Genomic DNA, 18,713 nt, shown 5'->3' with positions numbered 1-18,713 from the left:
ATCAGGTCCTCTCCGTTTTGCTTAACCACATTTCGTCCATGCTTCCACCGCGGATCTGCATTGGGTAAACATGTTCGGTCTCATCGACGGTCACATCGACAAATACCAGGCGCTCTTTTTCGGCCAGCGCCTGCGCCAGTTTGCTTTCCAGTTCATCTGGCGTACGAATGGCGATACCCACATGACCGTAAGCCTCCGCCAGCTTGACGAAGTCCGGTAGGGAATCCATATAGGACTGGGAGTGACGACCAGAGTAGATCATGTCCTGCCACTGCTTCACCATCCCCAGATAGCGGTTATTAAGGTTCACTACGATCACCGGCAGGTTGTACTGCAATGCGGTGGAAAGCTCCTGGATATTCATCTGGATACTGCCGTCGCCGGTCACGCACACCACGGTTTCATCAGGCAATGCCAACTTGACGCCCAGCGCGGCAGGCAAACCAAAGCCCATGGTGCCCAGCCCGCCGGAGTTGATCCAACGGCGTGGCTTGTCGAACGGGTAGTAGAGTGCGGCGAACATCTGGTGCTGGCCAACATCGGAGGTGACGTAAGCGTCGCCCTTGGTCAGCCGATGCAGGGTTTCAATCACGGCCTGCGGCTTGATGGTACCGCTGTTTTTGTCGTAGCCCAGGCAGTCGCGCGCACGCCACTGTTCAATAGACTGCCACCAATCGCGCAGCGCATCGTGATCCTGCGTTTTGTCTTCCTGCGCCAACAATTCCAGCATCTGGGTCAACACCTGCTTGGCATCACCGACGATTGGGATATCGGCATCAACCGTCTTGGAGATTGAGGTAGGGTCGATATCGATATGCAGTACGGTGGCATCCGGGCAATATTTCGCCAGATTGTTGGTGGTACGGTCGTCAAAGCGCACGCCGACGGCAAAGATCACGTCAGAGTGATGCATGGTTTTGTTGGCTTCGTAAGTCCCGTGCATACCGAGCATGCCGACGCTCTGGCGGTGCGTGCCGGGAAACGCGCCCAATCCCATCAGGGTGCAGGTAACCGGTAAATTCAGTTTTTCCGCCAGCTCCAGCAGTTCACCGTCACAGGCCGAATTAATCGCGCCGCCGCCGACGTACATAACGGGCTTCTTGGCCGAAAGGATAGTTTGCAATGCGCGTTTAATCTGCCCGCGGTGGCCCTGCACCGTCGGGTTATAGGAGCGCATGCTCACTTCCTGCGGGTAGGCATAAGGCATTCTTACTGCCGGGCCAACGATGTCTTTCGGCAGATCAATCACCACCGGACCTGGGCGGCCGGTAGAAGCCAGGTAGAAGGCTTTCTTCAAAATGCCGGGAATATCTTCGGTGCGCTTCACCAGGAAACTGTGTTTGACCACCGGGCGAGAAATCCCGACCATGTCGCACTCCTGGAAGGCATCGTAACCAATCAGCGAGCTGGGAACCTGTCCGGAAAGCACCACCATCGGGATGGAGTCCATATAGGCTGTCGCAATGCCGGTGATCGCATTGGTCGCTCCCGGCCCTGAGGTCACCAGAACCACCCCGACTTCACCGGTGGCGCGCGCATAGCCATCGGCCATATGCACTGCGCCCTGCTCATGGCGCACCAATATGTGATCGATGCCTCCGACCGTATGCAGGGCATCGTAAATATCGAGTACCGCCCCGCCCGGATATCCGAATACGTGCTTAACGCCCTGATCGATCAACGATCGGACGACCATCTCGGCTCCTGACAACATCTCCATGGGTTTGCCTCCAGGCTTACTTATTCTTGTCTGGCGCCGGAACGTAGCGCCTGCTGTGGGGCATTGCCCCAAAGTTTTTGTGGATTGGTTCTAACTGATTAACATAACGTCAGAATATTGGGCAGGCAAACAGCAAAAAGGCTTGGCAATGGAATGGTTATTGCCAAGCGGCTGGAGATCTGGGGTTTACAGAAACAATGCACTAGCCGCCAGCGGCTCGGGCTAGGCATTGTTTCAATCAGGCGAGGAATTACAGAACTATATCAGGCAAGAATTATGCTGTTTTTTTCGCCGAACAATCCGTCCGGCGACAATCTCTGACCTAATCCTGGTACATGGAGTCAATTTCACGCTGATAGCGCTGTGAAATGACCTTACGGCGCAGCTTCAACGTTGGCGTCAGCTCGCCCAACTCCATCGAGAAGGCGGCAGGCAACAAGGTAAATCTTTTTACCTGTTCAAAGCGCGCCAACTCTTTTTGCATCTCACGCAGGCGGCTTTCAAACATTTCCAGAATATGGCTGTGACGCAACAGCTCGATCCGATCCTGATACTTCAGATTGATGGATTTCGCATACTCTTCCAGAGATTCAAAGCTGGGCACGATCAGGGCGGAAACAAATTTACGCGCATCGGCGATGATCGCCACCTGCTCGATAAAGCGATCCTGCGCCAGCGTGCCTTCCAACATCTGCGGAGCTATGTACTTGCCGCCAGAGGTTTTCATCAAATCCTTCAGGCGTTCGGTGATAAACAGGTTGCCGCCTTCATCCATGGCGCCGGCATCGCCGGTCTTCAACCAGCCATCCTCGGTAAAGGAGGCGGCGGTTTCCAGCGGTTTATTGAAATAGCCGCGCATCACCACCGGCCCACGCACCTGAATTTCATTCTCCTCGCCGATACGCACTTCAACCCCCGGCAAGGGCTTGCCAATCGAGCCAAAGCGGAAATTGCCCTCTTCCCAACAGGAAACGGTGGCGCAGGTTTCGGTCATGCCATAGCCGTATTTGATGTTAACGCCCATCGCCTGGAAAAACAGGATGACATTGTCGTCCAGTTTGGCGCCCGCGGCCGGCAAGAAGCGTACACGCCCGCCGAGGATACCGCGCAGCTTGCTCAGCACCAGTTTATCGGCCCAGCGATGAGAAAGATCGAACAGCTTGCCCAATGGCTTGCCGGCGCGCTCCTGCAGGAACTTGCGCTCACCGCAGACAATCGCCCAATGGAACAACGCCCGACGCAGCCAAGGCGCACGCGCGACCTTTTCATGCACTGCGCTGAAGATTTTTTCGTAAAAGCGCGGCACCGCGCACATCAGCGTCGGACGCACCGCTGCCATGGCTTCGCGCACCCAATCGGTATTCGGCAAGAACACGTTTTGCGCGCCAGAGTGCATGATGAAGAAGCTCCAGGCCCGTTCAAACACGTGTGACATCGGCAGGAAGCTGAGAGACACATCCTCTTCATTCACCGTCAGCCGCTCATCATGCAGATAAAGCTGCGCAGCCAGGTTACGATAATCCAGCATCACGCCCTTGGGCTCGCCGGTGGTGCCGGAGGTATAGATCAGCGTGAAGAGATCCCGCAGATCGCATTCGGCTATGCGTTGCTGCAATTGGAATGAGAACGCCGCTACGTCGACTTCACGTTCAAAGGTGCTCAGGTGTTGGGCAATCTCACAGCCATGCAGGTCGACGCTGTCATCAAATACAATAATGTGGCTCAACTGCGGACACACACCGCGCAGCGCGATGGCGGCATCCAATTGAGCCTGCTCGCCGACAAACAGAATACGGATATCGGCGTCATTGATGATAAAGGCCGCCTGGGCCGGCGTGTTGGTGGCATACAGCGGCACGCTCACACCCCGTAATTGCAGAATGGCCAAATCCGCCAGCGACCAGGCCATGCAGTTATTGGCAAAAATCGCGATACGTTCCTGCACGTCGGTACCCAATGCCAACAGCGCACTGGCGATGAGATTGATATGCGTATCGACCTGCTTCCAGGTCATTTGGGTCTCCTCCTGGGGAGACCATTGGCGAAAAGCAGTGCGATCGGCACGGTGAGTAATTTGGTGCTGTATACGGTGAGTCAAATGGTATTGCAGCAGATTATTGATCATAGCGCTCTAAGCCTGAAATGAATCAAACAGTTAGCGTAGTGTGGGATAACCTCTCCTCACAACTCAGCTTACACGTGTTTACTTTTTTTCGCGCAGTCTACCTAGTCTATAGCGGCGGGAAAAGAGATTTCAGCGTAGAAGTGTGAGCCAAAACTCAGGTTGATTTCACCGCGTCTCACCGTTGGACAAAAAGGGGAGGAAAAGGTTTTATCCAGGCCACAAAATGCTAGACCGAAAGGCCCGACCCTGGAACAGAGATAAAAACCAAATATAAATAACATTTCAGTATATAATTTTATATCGATATTTTTTAATGAAACTGTCTAACTTATTCTAAATGAACCGATCCAGAACGCTTAAATAAAGAACCCCCTTAGAGAACACCAAGATAATTCTTAATAAATCGTCAGTACATATTACCCCCAATGGGACATTACCACCATGGGGGTAATAATAGACTGATTTACTCCGGCATATCAGACTGACCAAGCTGGGCTTTCATCCATTGATGCCCCTTGTCGCGCTCTGCCGATTCATGCCAAGAGAGGTAGCAGGTAACTTTGTTTTCATTCCATGGCAATGGGACAAACTGCAATTGTAATGCTTCCGACTGTTGCCGGGCCAACCATGCCGGAACAATAGCAATCATGTGAGTATTGGAAACCATGTTCAATACGCTGTATAAATCTGTGCATTGCTGAGCCACGAGGCGCTGCATTGCCTCTTCCATATAGTAAGGTTGGCTAAAAGAGTAAAAACTCTCCAGCGAAACTACAGCATGCTGCTCAGCCATAATCTGTTCAGGCGTAATATCTTTTTCAATTCTTGGATGTTTTATTGCGGTAACCAACACTAACTCATCGTCAAAAATAGCCACACTTTTAAACTCTGTTGGATCAAAGCGGGCATAGCCAATCACAAACTCGACTTCCTGATAGCGTAATTGATTGTCGATATTATTGCTTATATAGGATTTGATTTTTAAGTGAGTTTGCGGGGCAACTTTCTTCAAATGATTGATTATTCCGGCCCCCAGTCGCAGATCCAGCGGGCTGCAGATGGCGATGGAGAAAACGCGTTCACTGGTGAAGGGTTCGAACTCCGCGCCCGGCAGCTCATTTTGCACCAACTGCAAAGCCTGTCTGACGGGCCCAAACAGCTGACGAGCTCGCGCCGTCGGTTGAATACCGCGTCCACAGCGCACGAACAGCTCGTCGTTAAACATCAATTTCAACCGCGCGACCGCATTGCTGACTGCCGGTTGTGACATTCCCAAAAAGGCCGCCGCCCGGGTAATGTTTTGCATCTGCATCACGGCATCGAATACGGTGAGCAAGTTCAGGTCGACACTGCGTAAATGAATATCAGCGGCATCCTTATCAATAATAATTTCTGAATTACATTCCGACATATCCCACTCCACTAAGTCCTGTGTAGATAATTCACCAGGCATAATTAAAACAACAAAATCGTGGTATTAATCACACCGAGAAGAATTAGTTATCTCTCGCCCCATTCATTTAAAATCGGGCTAAAGCATCGTCCTGTTTAAAAGCATGGTTAAAAGCCAAAATCCGGTTTGCAACAGCTTTATCATTCACCTCCCGGTAGAAATCCGGCAATTGTTATTTTTAATAACCTACAGTAACAAATCATTATCCATCTTCCTCTGATAAACCGCATTAAAAACACATCCCCCAATCAAACAACCGTTACTTACCGGTCACTTTAGTCTTATGGCTAATTCACAAAAAACATAAACCGCTGCAAAGCATTGATACCAGCAATACAAAAACACCACCTTCAATTCTGGCTAGCACGGCTCCCGTTGTTTTGCATCTTTAATTTTAACGCACTGTCCCTCAGAAGCAATTGCGAGGATATATATTCACTTCGTTTATGCTAACTGGGCCGCAAACCCGCCCTCAACTTTTCTCTGACAATGTCATTTTTCTCCGAACTATCGTCTGTTTCTCAGGGTGCGTTAATCGGGCACTAAAGGAGTACCCTCATTTTCAATCAGGTGTTGACATAGTTAAGCCAATAACGTATCAAATTAGGCAACGACATTATTTTAGAGAGTTGAACCGCCATGAACCACACTTACCGTCTACTAGGCCTACTACTTAACGCATCTTGTTTGCGCGGTATGCCGGTGGACGGAGTTCAGAGCTGATTCAGCCCACCCTCATAACAAACCCGCGCTACTGCGCGGGTTTTTTTTTACCCGCTTAGCGTGAAATAAACACGATAAGGAACCACCCGATGAGCCAACAAGTCATTATTTTCGATACAACTTTGCGTGATGGCGAGCAAGCGCTGCAGGCCAGCCTGAGCGTGAAAGAGAAGATTCAGATAGCGATGGCGCTGGAGAGAATGGGTGTCGACGTCATGGAAGTAGGCTTCCCTGTCTCCTCACCGGGTGATTTCGAATCCGTGCAAACCATCGCTCGCCAGATTAAAAACAGCCGTGTCTGTGGCCTGGCTCGTTGCGTAGATAAAGACATCGACGTCGCGGCCGAAGCATTGCGCGTCGCCGAAGCGTTCCGCATTCACGTGTTCCTGGCCACCTCGACCCTGCATATTGAATCAAAACTGAAGCGCTCGTTCGACGAAGTGCTGGAGATGGCAATACGCTCAGTGAAACGCGCCCGTAACTACACTGACGACGTAGAATTCTCCTGTGAAGACGCCGGCCGTACGCCAATCGATAACCTGTGTCGCGTGGTGGAAGCCGCTATCAATGCCGGCGCGACCACCATCAATATCCCGGACACCGTGGGCTACACCACCCCGAACCAGTTTGGCGGTATTATCACCACCCTGTATGACCGCGTACCGAATATCGATAAAGCCATTATCTCCGTTCACTGCCACGACGATCTGGGCATGGCGGTCGGCAACTCCATCGCCGCAGTGCAGGCTGGCGCCCGCCAGGTTGAAGGGACCTTGAACGGTATCGGTGAACGCGCAGGCAACACCTCGCTGGAAGAAGTGATCATGGCGATCAAAGTGCGCCAGGACATCATGAACGTGCACACCAACATCAATCATCAGGAAATCTTCCGTACCAGCCAGATTGTCAGCCAGCTGTGCAACATGCCGATCCCGGCCAACAAAGCGATCGTCGGTTCCAATGCTTTCGCCCACTCCTCCGGTATTCACCAAGACGGCGTGCTGAAAAATCGCGAAAACTACGAAATCATGTCCCCGCAGACCATAGGTCTGAAGGATGTACAGTTGAACCTGACTTCCCGTTCCGGTCGCGCTGCGGTGAAACACCGTATGGAAGAGATGGGCTATAAGGAACAGGACTACAACCTGGACAATCTGTACGCTGCCTTCCTGAAGCTGGCCGACAAAAAAGGCCAGGTGTTCGATTACGACCTGGAGGCGCTGGCCTTCATTAATAAGCAGCAGGAAGAGCCAGAGCACTTCAGCCTGGATTACTTCAGCGTGCAGTCGGGCAGCAGCATTATGGCCACCGCCTCGGTGAAACTGGTCTGCGGCGAAGAAGAGAAAGCCGAAGCTGCCACCGGCAATGGCCCGGTTGATGCGGTTTATCAGGCAATCAACCGTATTACCGGTTACCCGATCGAACTGGTGAAATATCAATTAACCGCCAAGGGCCAGGGGCGCGATGCGCTGGGCCAGGTTGATATCGTGGTGTCGTACAACGGCCGCCGCTTCCATGGCGTAGGTCTGGCGACCGACATCGTGGAATCCTCCGCCAAGGCGATGGTTCACGTACTGAATAATATTTGGCGCTCCCAGCAGGTAGAAAAAGAAAAGCAGCGTCTGCAGCAAAACAAACATCAAAATAATCAGGAAACGGTGTGAACATGACGAAGACCTACCACATTGCCGTCTTGCCCGGAGACGGAATCGGCCCGGAAGTAATGGCCCAAGCGCGTAAAGTGTTGAACGCAGTGCGTCAGCGCTTTGATATCCGCATCACCGAAGCCGAGTACGACGTCGGTGGTATTGCCATCGATCGTCATGGCAGTCCGCTGCCACAGGCAACCCTCGCCGGTTGTGAGCAAGCCGACGCCATCCTGTTCGGTTCAGTAGGTGGCCCGAAATGGGAACACTTGCCGCCGGCAGAACAACCTGAACGCGGTGCCTTGCTGCCCTTGCGCAAGCACTTCAAACTGTTCAGCAACCTGCGCCCTGCTCGCCTGTATCAAGGGTTGGAAGAGTTCTGCCCGCTGCGGGCCGACATCGCCGCCCGCGGTTTCGATATTCTGTGCGTGCGTGAACTGACCGGTGGTATCTACTTCGGCCAGCCGAAAGGCCGTGAAGGCCAGGGTATGCAGGAGCGCGCTTTCGACACCGAGGTCTATCATCGCTTCGAGATCGAACGCATTGCGCGCATCGCCTTCGAATCTGCCCGCAAGCGCCGCAATAAAGTGACCTCGATTGATAAAGCCAACGTATTGCAGAGCTCGATTCTGTGGCGCGAAGTGGTCAATCAGGTCGCCAAGGATTACCCAGATGTGTCGCTGTCGCATATGTATATCGACAACGCCACCATGCAGTTGATCAAAGACCCGTCGCAGTTCGACGTGCTGCTGTGTTCCAACCTGTTTGGCGATATCCTGTCCGACGAGTGCGCAATGATCACCGGGTCGATGGGCATGCTGCCGTCCGCCAGCCTGAACGAGCAAGGCTTCGGTTTATACGAGCCCGCAGGCGGTTCTGCACCGGACATCGCGGGTAAAGGCATCGCCAACCCAATCGCCCAGATCCTGTCCGCCACCCTGCTGCTGCGTTACAGCCTGGGTGCCACTGAAGCAGCGGATGCCGTAGAACGCGCAATCAACCAGGCGCTGGAACAGGGTTACCGCACCGCCGATCTGGCAGGTACCGGTAAAGCCATCAGCACCGATGAAATGGGTGACATCATCGCCCGCTTTGTAGCTCAGGGGGCATAACATGGCCAAGACCTTATATCAGAAGCTGTACGATGCCCACGTGGTGTACGAAGCGCCGAACGAAACGCCGCTGTTGTATATTGACCGCCATCTGGTGCACGAAGTCACTTCGCCACAGGCATTTGACGGTCTGCGCGCCATGGGCCGCAAAGTGCGCCAACCTGGCAAAACCTTCGCCACTATGGACCACAACGTCTCGACCCAAACCAAAGACATCAACGCCAGCGGCGAGATGGCGCGTATTCAAATGCAGGAGCTGATCAAGAACTGTGCTGAATTCGGCGTCTCGCTGTATGACCTGAACCACCCTTTCCAGGGCATCGTACACGTCATCGGCCCTGAGCAGGGCATGACGTTGCCGGGCATGACCATCGTCTGCGGCGACTCTCATACCGCGACGCATGGAGCCTTCGGTTCACTGGCCTTCGGTATCGGTACCTCGGAAGTGGAACATGTGTTGGCTACCCAAACCCTGAAACAGGGTCGCGCCAAAACCATGAAGATTGAAGTCACCGGTGATGCCGCCGAAGGTATTACTGCCAAGGACATCGTGCTGGCGATCATCGGCAAAACCGGCAGCGCCGGCGGTACCGGTCACGTTGTGGAATTCTGTGGCAAAGCGATTGAAGCGCTGAGCATGGAAGGCCGCATGACCCTGTGCAACATGGCGATCGAGATGGGCGCCAAAGCCGGGTTAGTGGCTCCGGACGACACCACCTTTGAATACCTGAAAGGCCGTCAGTTTGCCCCAACCGGCAACAACTGGGAGCAGGCCGTCGCCTACTGGCGCACCATGAAGTCAGATGACGACGCCAAATTTGATACCGTAGTGACCTTGCGCGCCGAAGACATCGCGCCACAGGTTACCTGGGGTACCAACCCAGGGCAGGTTATTGCCGTTAATCAGGCAATCCCGGCGCCGGAATCGTTCAGCGATCCGGTTGAACGTGCCTCGGCAGAAAAAGCGTTGGCCTATATGGACCTCAAACCGGGCATCAAGCTGACCGAAGTGCCGATCGACAAAGTGTTTATCGGCTCATGTACCAACTCACGTATCGAAGATTTGCGTGCGGCTGCGGCAATCGCCAAAGGCCGCAAGGTTGCCAATGGCGTACAGGCGATCGTGGTGCCGGGCTCCGGCCCGGTGAAAGCTCAAGCGGAAGCGGAAGGCCTGGATCAAATCTTTATTGAAGCCGGTTTCGAATGGCGTCTGCCGGGCTGCTCAATGTGCCTGGCGATGAACAACGATCGTCTGAACCCCGGCGAGCGCTGCGCCTCCACCAGCAACCGTAACTTCGAAGGGCGTCAGGGCCGCGGTGGACGTACTCACCTGGTCAGCCCGGCGATGGCGGCGGCGGCGGCCGTTGCCGGTCATTTCGCCGATATCCGTGATATTCACTAAGGGGCTAACGTGTCTAAATTTACTCAACATATTGGTTTGGTCGTGCCTCTGGACGCGGCTAACGTCGACACCGACGCCATCATTCCAAAACAGTTTTTACAGAAAGTGACGCGTACCGGCTTCGGCCAGCACCTGTTTAACGACTGGCGCTTCCTCGATGACGCCGGCCAGCAGCCAAACCCTGAGTTCGTGCTGAACAAGCCGCGCTACAAGGGTGCCAGCATCCTGCTGGCGCGCGAAAACTTTGGCTGTGGCTCCTCACGCGAGCACGCTCCGTGGGCACTGACCGATTACGGTTTTAAAGTGGTGATAGCGCCCAGCTTCGCCGATATCTTCTACGGCAACTCGTTCAACAACCAGCTGCTGCCGGTTACTTTGAACGAACAACAGGTTGATGAACTGTTCAAGCTGGTTGCCGACAACGAAGGGGTCGAATTCGTGGTCGATTTAGAGAACCAGACGGTCAATGCCGGCGGCAAAAGCTACCCGTTTGAGATCGACAGCTTCCGCCGCCACTGCATGATTAACGGATTGGACAGCATCGGCCTGACGCTGCAACACGAAGCGGATATTTCACGCTACGAGGCGCAGCAGCCCGCGTTTCTGAACTGATCAGCGGCTAATACCCTAAATAATTGGAGCTGCGGCAAGGCGGCAAGTAAGTAAATCCCCTGGAGCTTAGTGAACTAAGTGACAGGGGTGCGCTTACGCAGCCAACACCGCAGCAGCTTCAAGTCTGACGGGTATCACCAATAACCCAGCCACTTCCACCAGGCCCCGCCAATTAACATCCAAATCAGCAGGTTAATCACGCTCATCACAAAACCGGCTTTCCACCATTCGCCCAGCGTCACATAGCCGGAACCGAAAATGATCGGCGCCGTCCCGGTACCATAGTGGGTCAGTGACATCATCAGAGAAGACGAAAACGCCAGGATCAGGCCCAACAGTGCCGGTGGCGCCCCGAGCGCAACGCCGGCGGCAAAGAAGGCGGCAAACATGGCGGTGACGTGTGCGGTGGTGCTGGCAAAGAAGTAGTGCGAATACAGATAGATGATGGTTAACAGCACGGTGCCGCCCACCCAGCTCATCCCCATATGATCAATACCGCTGCCCACGGTCTGCGACAGCCAACTAATCAACCCCAACTTGCCGAGGAAACTGGCCATCATCACCAGCGCAGAGAACCACACCACCGTATCCCAGGCCCCTTTGTGCTTCAAAACGTCTTCCCAACTCAGCACGCCGGTCGCCAACAGCACCGCCAGGCCAATCAGCGCGGCCGTGGTGGGGTTAACCGCCAGCGCCGGGCCGAAGATCATCGCCGGGATACCCGCCCACAGCACCAGTAGCAGGGCAAACACTGCCAGAGTAATTTTCTCCGGCAATGTGACTGGCCCCAAAGCCTGTAACTTGTCGCGAGCGAAGCGCGGCGCGTCCGGGGTGCTTTTCACCTCCGGTGGATACAACAGATAAATGACCAGCGGCATAACGATCAACGAACACACGCCCGGCACCAGAGCGGCAATTGCCCACATTGACCAGGAAAGCTCAAAGTTGCCGTGCGTACCCTTGGCGATCAGGCTGACGATCAGCGGGTTAGGCGCAGTCGCGGTGATAAACATCGCCGACGTGATGGGGTTGATGTTGTAATTCACCAGCGACAGATAGCGGCCAATTTTACCGGAGGTGTTCAGATCGGGCCGCGAGCCGAAGCTGTCGGCGATTGACTTCATGATCGGATGGATAATCCCGCCGCCTCTGGCGGTATTGCTTGGGGTGACCGGCGCCAGAGTGGTTTCCGCCAGCGTCAATGCATAGGCGATCCCCAACGTCTTCTTACCGAACAACGAAATAAAGTAGTAGCCAATGCGCGCGCCCAGCCCGGTTTTGTTCAGGCTAAGCGAGATCATGATCGAAAAACCGATCAGCCAAATCAACTGGTTGGAGAACCCGCTGAGTGCATCATTGAGCGCCGCGCCCGGTTTGCCGGGGTTAGTGACACCGGTTACGGCCACCAGTGCGATGGCCACGATGGAAACCGCACCAATCGGCATTGCCTTGCCGATGATGGCGATGATAGTGCCGATAAACAGCGCCAGCAGATGCCAGGCATTGGGCGCAACCCCTTCGGGAACCGGGATCACAAACCAGATAAGCAGAGCGACGACGACGGCACACAGGGAAGGGACAGGTTTGAGCGGTGTTAGTTTATCCATAACATACCCACTTTTCTAAACGGATCGGCATCTCAGCAGCAAGATGGGCGGGAGCACAGCGATCGGGCTCCGGTTTCGTTTAGCTTGGGCCGTTGGCGTAATGTTCTCAATGACATGCGTCAATATTGACGACGTTTAAACTCACACTTCTCGCACGCGGGCGCTCATCCATAACGCCGCCACCGCCAGCAGTGCCGCCAACCAATACACCGCGTAATGACCCAGGTTTTCCACCAACGCGCCCTGCAGCACCCCGGCCAGGATCACCCCGGTAGAAATACTGTTGGTAAACAGCGTTGTCGCCGCACCGGGCCGCCCTGGCATCAGGTCCTGGAAATAGAGCATGCCGATACCGGCGATGATGCCGATAAAGATGGCATTGAACAGCTGTAATACCATCAACGCCAGCTTGAACTTGAACACCACCAGCCCGGCATAAAACAGGATGCCTGCCACCACGGCGAACAGCATCATATTGCGTTTGCCGAAGCGCTTGACGTAATAACCGGCCAGCAGCATCGCCGGGATCTCCAGCCCGGCCGCCGTGCCCATCAGCAGCCCCGCCAGGTTCTCCGGCAGGCCCAGATCGGCGGTGATATACAGCGGCATGTCTATGATGTACATGGTATTGCAGGTCCACATCAGCACCGAGGCGATAAACAACCGCCTGACATCCGGGTTCCGCCAGGCGCTGACTGGGGCAATCGGTGCCGAAGGGGCTGCGATTAGCGTATCGGCAGGTTCTACCAGCGCGACACGCGGCACCGAAGGCAGCGTAAACCACACCAGCAATGCACAAATTGCAAAGGTCGCCGCGGCAATAACGAACATCACCGTAAAGCCGTAATTCAGCGCCAGCGTAAACGAAAGCGGCGGGCCAATCACCCAGGCCAACGACAGCTGCGCACGCATGACCGAACTGAACATCACCACTTCACGTGCCGAGCTGTCAGCATATTCCCGCGCCAGTGCGAAAATCTGTGGCATGGCGGTGTTGGCAATCGCCGACAGCAGCACCCCGGCCGTAATCAGCGTCAAATAGTCACGGTTGAAGGCAAAAAGCAGGCAGTTGCCTACCGCCATCAGGCAGCACACCAGGATCAGCTTGCGTCGATCGCCGCGCGTGTCCGAACGTTTGGCCAGCAGAAAACTGACCGCGATGCCGACAATGGCGTTAACGGTATAGAACAGCCCCACCCACAGCGGCCGGACCTTAACCTCGGTGGTTAAAAACAGGCTCAGGGTCGGCGCCAATAGCGCTCCGGCAATACCGGAAAGGAAAGCAATCAGCAGGAAAGCAGCAAAGACGGGATTAAAGCGGCGTGGCAGCCAATGCAGTCGTTTCATATCTTCGTCTCAGGCCCTTAATGCGGAAGACAGAACCTTAGGCCAAGGGGAAAAAATTGCAACAATATCCCCGCAGCCCACAATAAAAAAACCAGTGGGTATAACCCCACTGGCTGGTGAACAGCACCATTACTCAGAAACACTTTCGCTACCGAAGCCTCAGAGGTGCTCGCGGTATTGCTTGTCCGTCATTGACGCGATATCCCATTGGGTCAGGTGGGCCAACATCTCCAGCCGCGCCTGTTCAGGTACCAGTCCCAACCAGTCAGCATGCTGCCGGCGTACTGCGCTGAAGTAGCGCTGATAGAACTGTTTTGACAAGAAAACTTTCATCCGTCGCCCTCCCCCTTTCATTGAGGAAAATTATCGGCGTAATATAGGGAAAGATAAATTGATGGGTTACCGCCGGAGCCTTCCTCTTTTATGTCCACTTCCAGATTGCAACAGCAGTTCATTCGCCTGTGGCAGCGCTGCCATGGCGAACCGACCGAAACCACGTTACAAGAGCTGGCCGAAGTGCTCAGTTGCTCGCGTCGCCACGTGCGTTCGTTACTGGGCGCCATGCAGCAGCAGGGCTGGCTGACCTGGCAGGCAGAATCGGGGCGCGGCAAGCGTTCGCAACTGACCTTTCACTATACCGGTCTGGCGCTGCAGCAGCAGCGTGCCGAGGAGTTGCTGGAGCAGGATCGTATCGATCAGCTGGTGCAACTGGTCGGCGATAAAAATGTGGTGCGGCAGATGCTGCTGTCCCAACTGGGCCGCAGCTTTCGTCAGGGTAAACACATCCTGCGCGTGCTCTATTACCGGCAACTGTACAATCTGTTGCCGGGCTCGGCGCTGCGCCGCTCGGAAACCCATTTGGCGAGACAAATTTTCAGCGGCCTGACGCGGATAAATGAGGAAAACGGGGAACTGGAATCCGATCTTTCTCATCACTGGCAAGCTTTAACGCCGTTGCATTGGCGCTTTTATTTACGCCCGGCCATTCATTTCCACCATGGGCGCGAGCTGGAAATGGAAGATGTCATCAGTTCGCTCAGCCGGTTGATGCCACAACCGCTGTTCTCCCATATCGAACGCGTGACGTCGCCGACGCCCTACGTGATTGACGTGCATCTGCACAGCCCCGATTACTGGTTGCCGTGGCTGCTGGGCAGCGTGCACGCCATGATATTGCCGCGCGAGTGGCAAAGCCTGCCGGAGTTCTCGCGCCATCCGGTCGGTACCGGCCCCTATAGCGTGGTGCGCAATCACCGCAGCCAGATGAAAATTCACGCCTTTGATGATTACTTTGGCTATCGCGCACTGATCGACGAGGTCAATATCTGGGTGCTGCCAGAGGTGACCGAAGAGCTGGTACACTCCGGCGTACAGCTCCAGGCGGACGATACCGGGAAAAACGAGCTGGAAAGTCGACTGGAAGAAGGCTGCTATTTTCTGCTATTCGATCAGCGCTCCCCGCTGGCGGCCGATCCGGTCATCCGCAGTTGGTTATGCGAACTGATCAACCCTATTTCGCTCCTGAGCAACGCCGGCCCTGTTTATCAACGCTATTGGTCACCGGCCTACGGCATTCTGCCGCGCTGGCACCACAATCGCGCGCTGGCATTGCAGCCCAAACCGGCCGGATTGACCGAACTGACCCTGACCTACTACAGCGAACACTCGGAGTTCCACGCCATTCAGCAGGCCATCGAGCCGCTGCTGGCGCAGCACGGCATTAAGCTGAATATTCAGATTGTCGATTACGCTACCTGGCATAAAGGCGACGCGAGCACCGATTTGTGGCTCGGCAGCGCCAACTTTTACCTGCCGCTGGAGTTCTCACTGTTCGCCACCCTGTATGAACTGCCGCTGATGCAGCACTGCATGAGTGAGGACTTGTCCGAAGATGCGGCGCTGTGGCGCGCCAATGCCCTGCCGCTGGCGGACTTTTGCCAACGTCTGGTCAGCGGCCATCAATTGCATCCTCTGTTCCACCACTGGCTGCAACTGCATGGCCAACGCAGCATGCGCGGCGTGCGAATGAACACTCTGGGTTGGTTTGATTTCAAATCCGCCTGGTTTGCGCCGCCGGAAGCATAAGCACCTTTCACCGGCGCCCGTTAGTCTTTACAATGGCGCCGTCTCAACGGGGTGCAAAACGACAGCAGCGTAATGAAAACGCAAGCGGCCGGTTTTGCTGAGAACAAACCCGTCGAACCTGATCCGGTCAATACCGGCGGAGGGATTTGAGCCCAGCGATCCGGCATCAGCCGCTTGCCCCCTCAGATACCCTTGCCCCCCTAAATTTTCAGGAGTGCAAAGTGGTCAAAAAAAGCCTGCCCTTGTTACTGTTGCTGTGCGCCGCACCGGTGTTCGCCAAGCCCACGCTGACGGTCTACACCTACGATTCCTTCGCCGCTGACTGGGGCCCTGGCCCGGCGGTCAAAAAAGCCTTTGAGGCCCAATGTGATTGCGAGCTGAAATTTGTCGCGCTGGAAGACGGTGTCTCACTGCTTAACCGCCTGCGCATGGAAGGCAAAAACAGCGCCGCCGACGTGGTGCTGGGGCTGGACAACAACCTGCTGCAGGCGGCGCAGCAAACCGGGCTATTCGCGCCAAGCGACGTCGACAGCAGCAAATTGAACGTACCGGGCGGCTGGCAAGACAAAACCTTCGTCCCCTATGACTACGGCTACTTTGCCTTCGTTTACAACAAAGAAAAGCTGAAAAACCCGCCCAAAAGCCTGCATGAGCTGGTCGACAGCAGCCAGAACTGGAAAGTGATCTATGAGGATCCGCGTACCAGTACCCCAGGTTTGGGTCTGCTGCTGTGGATGCAGAAAGTGTATGGCGATCAGGCACCGGCAGCCTGGCAGAAGCTGGCGAAGAAAACCGTCACCGTGACCAAGGGCTGGAGCGAAGCCTATGGCCTGTTCCTGAAAGGCGAAGGCGATTTGGTGCTTAGCTACACCACCTCCCCGGCCTACCATCTGATTGAAGAAAAAAAAGACAGCTACGCCGCGGCCAACTTCAGTGAAGGCCATTATCTGCAGGTGGAAGTGGCGGGCAAACTCAAGGCCAGCAAGCAACCTGAGTTGGCGGAACGCTTTATGCAATTTATGGTATCCCCGGCGTTCCAAAACGCCATTCCTACCGGCAACTGGATGTACCCGGTGATCAAGACCTCACTGCCGGCCGGATTTGACCAAATGACCGTCCCGCAGACCGCACTGCAGTACAGCGCAGAAGATGTAGCCAAACAACGCAGCAACTGGATCCGGGCATGGCAAACCGCCGTCAGCCACTGATCCCGCGTTGGCTATGGCCGGGGCTGCTGGCCGCCGGCCTGATCCTGACCATCGCCGTGCTGGCGATGGGGTCGCTGTGGCGGCACGCGCCGGACAGCGATTGGCGTGGTATATGGCAAGACAGCTACCTGTGGCACGTAGTGCGCTTCACGTTTTGGCAGGCCCTGCTGTCCGCGCTGATCTCGGTGCTACCCGCGATCCTGCTGGCTCGGGCGCTCTATCGCCGCCGTTTCCCCGGTCGTCAGTTACTGCTGCGGCTCTGCGCCATGACGCTGGTGCTGCCGGTGCTGGTGGCGGTATTCGGCCTGCTCAGCGTATATGGCCGCCAGGGCTGGTTGGCAATGCTGTGTGGCTGGCTGGGCATTAACTACAGTTTCACGCCTTATGGTCTGCAGGGCATCCTGCTGGCGCACATGTTCTTCAACCTGCCGTTGGCGACACGTCTGCTGCTGCAGGCGCTGGAAAACATTCCGGTTGAACAGCGCCAATTGGCAGCCCAGCTCGGCATGAGCGGTTGGCAGCAGTTTCGCTTTGTCGAGTGGCCGGCGCTGCGCCGTCAAATCCTGCCGAGCGGCGCGCTGATCTTTATGCTGTGCTTCGCCAGCTTCGCCACCGTACTGTCGCTGGGAGGTGGGCCGCAGGCAACCACCATCGAACTGGCCATCTATCAGGCTCTCAGTTACGACTACGATCTCAGCCGCGCCGCGCTGCTGGCGCTGATCCAACTGGCATGCTGCCTGGGGCTGGTGATCTTCAGCCAGCGCCTGAGCCAGGCGCTGCCGGTCGGCAATACCCATGCCACTATCTGGCGTAATCCGGAAGACAGCCTGTGGCGACGCATCAGTGACTTTTTGCTGATTGCCGCCGCGTTGCTGCTGCTGTTGCCCCCACTGCTGGCGGTGATCGCCGACGGCGCCAATCAAACGATGGTTAGCGTCCTGCAGCAACAGGTGTTGTGGCAGGCATTGTTCACTTCGTTGCGCATCGCTCTGGGGCGGGCGTACTTTGTGTCGTGCTGACCATGATGCTGCTGTGGAGCAGCCGTGAGCTGAAGCTGCAACAGAGACTGCGTTGGGGGCACGCGCTGGAGTTGAGCGGTATGGTGATCCTGGCGATGCCGGGCATTGTGCTGGCCACCGGTTTCTTCCTGCTGTTGAGCGACACCGTCGGGCTGCCGCAGTCGCCGTACGCGCTGGTGATCCTCACCAATGCGTTGATGGCCGTGCCCTATGCGCTAAAAGTGTTGGAAAACCCCATGCGCGACCTGGCCGAACGTTATAATCCGCTGTGCCTGTCGCTGGATATTCAGGGCTGGCAGCGGCTACGCTGGATTGAGCTGAAAGCGCTGCGCCGCCCGTTGGCCCAGGCGCTGGCCTTCGCCTGCGTACTGTCGATCGGCGATTTCGGCGTGGTTGCACTGTTTGGCAACGAACATTTCCGCACCCTGCCTTTTTACCTGTACCAGCAGATCGGCGCCTACCGCAGCAATGACGGCGCGGTCACCGCGCTGCTGTTGCTGTTGCTGTGCTTCCTGCTGTTTACCCTGATCGAACGCTTACCGGGCCGCTCTGACCGATAGATTTCAAGCTGCAGCAAGGCGGCGACTGAGCGCATTCCCAGGAGCTTAGTTCCCTAAGTGACTGGGATAAGTGAAGAAAGCCAACACAGCGGCA

At 55.5% G+C, this 18,713-nt stretch carries 13 protein-coding genes, 1 pseudogene and 1 riboswitch; of the genes and pseudogenes, 8 read left to right on the top strand and 6 right to left on the bottom strand.

Annotation, left to right across the window (positions count from 1 at the left end; translation table 11 throughout):
* Nucleotide 1: 1 nt before the first annotated feature.
* The 3 genes from ilvI to leuO all read right to left on the bottom strand — a co-directional run bounded on the left by ilvI (nucleotide 2) and on the right by leuO (nucleotide 5,256).
* Nucleotides 2-1,720 carry an acetolactate synthase 3 large subunit gene (ilvI, locus tag EBA31_RS02570; RefSeq protein WP_041414196.1) on the bottom strand — a complete coding sequence of 573 codons (1,719 nt, stop codon included), beginning with the start codon at nucleotides 1,718-1,720 and terminating at the stop codon, nucleotides 2-4.
* 322 nt (nucleotides 1,721-2,042) lie between these two features.
* Complete coding sequence (locus EBA31_RS02565) at nucleotides 2,043-3,845, bottom strand: long-chain fatty acid--CoA ligase (protein ID WP_122077167.1); 1,803 nt, start codon at nucleotides 3,843-3,845, stop codon at nucleotides 2,043-2,045.
* A gap of 463 nt (nucleotides 3,846-4,308) precedes the next feature.
* Nucleotides 4,309-5,256 carry a transcriptional regulator LeuO gene (leuO, locus tag EBA31_RS02560; protein ID WP_122077163.1) on the bottom strand — a complete coding sequence of 316 codons (948 nt, stop codon included), beginning with the start codon at nucleotides 5,254-5,256 and terminating at the stop codon, nucleotides 4,309-4,311.
* A gap of 681 nt (nucleotides 5,257-5,937) precedes the next feature.
* Between leuO and leuL the strand changes: the two genes are divergently transcribed.
* From leuL to leuD, 5 genes are all read left to right on the top strand, one after another.
* A complete protein-coding gene (gene leuL / locus EBA31_RS27230) occupies nucleotides 5,938-6,021 on the top strand; it encodes a leu operon leader peptide (protein ID WP_104410921.1) in 84 nt (27 codons plus the stop codon).
* A gap of 89 nt (nucleotides 6,022-6,110) precedes the next feature.
* The gene (leuA, locus tag EBA31_RS02550) at nucleotides 6,111-7,685 is read left to right on the top strand and encodes a 2-isopropylmalate synthase (RefSeq protein WP_020825197.1); all 1,575 of its coding nucleotides are present in this window, start codon (nucleotides 6,111-6,113) and stop codon (nucleotides 7,683-7,685) included.
* Between the two features lie 2 nt (nucleotides 7,686-7,687).
* On the top strand, nucleotides 7,688-8,779 hold the full coding sequence (gene leuB, locus EBA31_RS02545) for a 3-isopropylmalate dehydrogenase (protein ID WP_041414192.1): 1,092 nt from the start codon (nucleotides 7,688-7,690) through the stop codon (nucleotides 8,777-8,779).
* A gap of 1 nt (nucleotide 8,780) precedes the next feature.
* Nucleotides 8,781-10,181: a 3-isopropylmalate dehydratase large subunit gene (gene leuC / locus EBA31_RS02540; protein ID WP_046374527.1), complete on the top strand. Its 1,401-nt coding sequence runs from the start codon at nucleotides 8,781-8,783 to the stop codon at nucleotides 10,179-10,181.
* Between the two features lie 9 nt (nucleotides 10,182-10,190).
* Nucleotides 10,191-10,793, top strand: coding sequence for a 3-isopropylmalate dehydratase small subunit (gene leuD, locus EBA31_RS02535; RefSeq protein WP_122077159.1), 603 nt, complete (start codon nucleotides 10,191-10,193; stop codon nucleotides 10,791-10,793).
* Between the two features lie 134 nt (nucleotides 10,794-10,927).
* Here the strand turns inward: leuD and EBA31_RS02530 are convergent, their stop codons facing one another.
* The 3 genes from EBA31_RS02530 to sgrT form a co-directional block, all read right to left on the bottom strand.
* Nucleotides 10,928-12,400, bottom strand: a complete 1,473-nt coding sequence (locus EBA31_RS02530; protein ID WP_046374528.1) for a DASS family sodium-coupled anion symporter — start codon at nucleotides 12,398-12,400, stop codon at nucleotides 10,928-10,930.
* A gap of 141 nt (nucleotides 12,401-12,541) precedes the next feature.
* Nucleotides 12,542-13,747 carry a sugar efflux transporter gene (locus EBA31_RS02525; protein ID WP_122077155.1) on the bottom strand — a complete coding sequence of 402 codons (1,206 nt, stop codon included), beginning with the start codon at nucleotides 13,745-13,747 and terminating at the stop codon, nucleotides 12,542-12,544.
* Nucleotides 13,748-13,906: 159 nt separating this feature from the next.
* On the bottom strand, nucleotides 13,907-14,080 hold the full coding sequence (gene sgrT, locus EBA31_RS02520; protein ID WP_020825191.1) for a glucose uptake inhibitor SgrT: 174 nt from the start codon (nucleotides 14,078-14,080) through the stop codon (nucleotides 13,907-13,909).
* A 90-nt stretch (nucleotides 14,081-14,170) separates the two neighbouring features.
* On the opposite strand from sgrT, the gene sgrR reads away from it, so the two are divergent.
* The 3 genes and pseudogenes from sgrR to thiP all read left to right on the top strand — a co-directional run bounded on the left by sgrR (nucleotide 14,171) and on the right by thiP (nucleotide 18,619).
* Nucleotides 14,171-15,832, top strand: a complete 1,662-nt coding sequence (sgrR, locus tag EBA31_RS02515; protein ID WP_046374530.1) for an HTH-type transcriptional regulator SgrR — start codon at nucleotides 14,171-14,173, stop codon at nucleotides 15,830-15,832.
* 37 nt (nucleotides 15,833-15,869) lie between these two features.
* A riboswitch (TPP riboswitch) is annotated at nucleotides 15,870-15,995 on the top strand.
* A gap of 58 nt (nucleotides 15,996-16,053) precedes the next feature.
* The gene (thiB, locus tag EBA31_RS02510) at nucleotides 16,054-17,040 is read left to right on the top strand and encodes a thiamine ABC transporter substrate binding subunit (protein WP_046374531.1); all 987 of its coding nucleotides are present in this window, start codon (nucleotides 16,054-16,056) and stop codon (nucleotides 17,038-17,040) included.
* Nucleotides 17,016-18,619 (top strand): annotated as a pseudogene (thiP, locus tag EBA31_RS02505) (thiamine/thiamine pyrophosphate ABC transporter permease ThiP). Before thiB ends, thiP begins: the two are co-directional and overlap by 25 nt.
* Nucleotides 18,620-18,713: the final 94 nt, after the last annotated feature.

This window comes from Serratia sp. P2ACOL2 (genome assembly GCF_003691565.1).
GTDB classification, from domain to species: Bacteria; Pseudomonadota; Gammaproteobacteria; order Enterobacterales; family Enterobacteriaceae; genus Serratia; species Serratia liquefaciens.
Note: the sequence above shows the minus strand (reverse complement) of the source record. Positions and strands in the feature narration are given on the sequence as shown.

Bases quoted from the DNA above. Each gene is read 5' to 3' on its own strand.
- ilvI (WP_041414196.1), bottom strand. From the start codon at position 1,720: ATGGAGATGTTGTCAGGAGCCGAGATGGTCGTCCGATCGTTGATCGAT.
- EBA31_RS02565 (WP_122077167.1), bottom strand. From the start codon at position 3,845: ATGATCAATAATCTGCTGCAATACCATTTGACTCACCGTATACAGCAC.
- leuO (WP_122077163.1), bottom strand. From the start codon at position 5,256: ATGTCGGAATGTAATTCAGAAATTATTATTGATAAGGATGCCGCTGAT.
- leuL (WP_104410921.1), top strand. From the start codon at position 5,938: ATGAACCACACTTACCGTCTACTAGGCCTACTACTTAACGCATCTTGT.
- leuA (WP_020825197.1), top strand. From the start codon at position 6,111: ATGAGCCAACAAGTCATTATTTTCGATACAACTTTGCGTGATGGCGAG.
- leuB (WP_041414192.1), top strand. From the start codon at position 7,688: ATGACGAAGACCTACCACATTGCCGTCTTGCCCGGAGACGGAATCGGC.
- leuC (WP_046374527.1), top strand. From the start codon at position 8,781: ATGGCCAAGACCTTATATCAGAAGCTGTACGATGCCCACGTGGTGTAC.
- EBA31_RS02530 (WP_046374528.1), bottom strand. From the start codon at position 12,400: ATGGATAAACTAACACCGCTCAAACCTGTCCCTTCCCTGTGTGCCGTC.
- EBA31_RS02525 (WP_122077155.1), bottom strand. From the start codon at position 13,747: ATGAAACGACTGCATTGGCTGCCACGCCGCTTTAATCCCGTCTTTGCT.
- sgrT (WP_020825191.1), bottom strand. From the start codon at position 14,080: ATGAAAGTTTTCTTGTCAAAACAGTTCTATCAGCGCTACTTCAGCGCA.
- sgrR (WP_046374530.1), top strand. From the start codon at position 14,171: ATGTCCACTTCCAGATTGCAACAGCAGTTCATTCGCCTGTGGCAGCGC.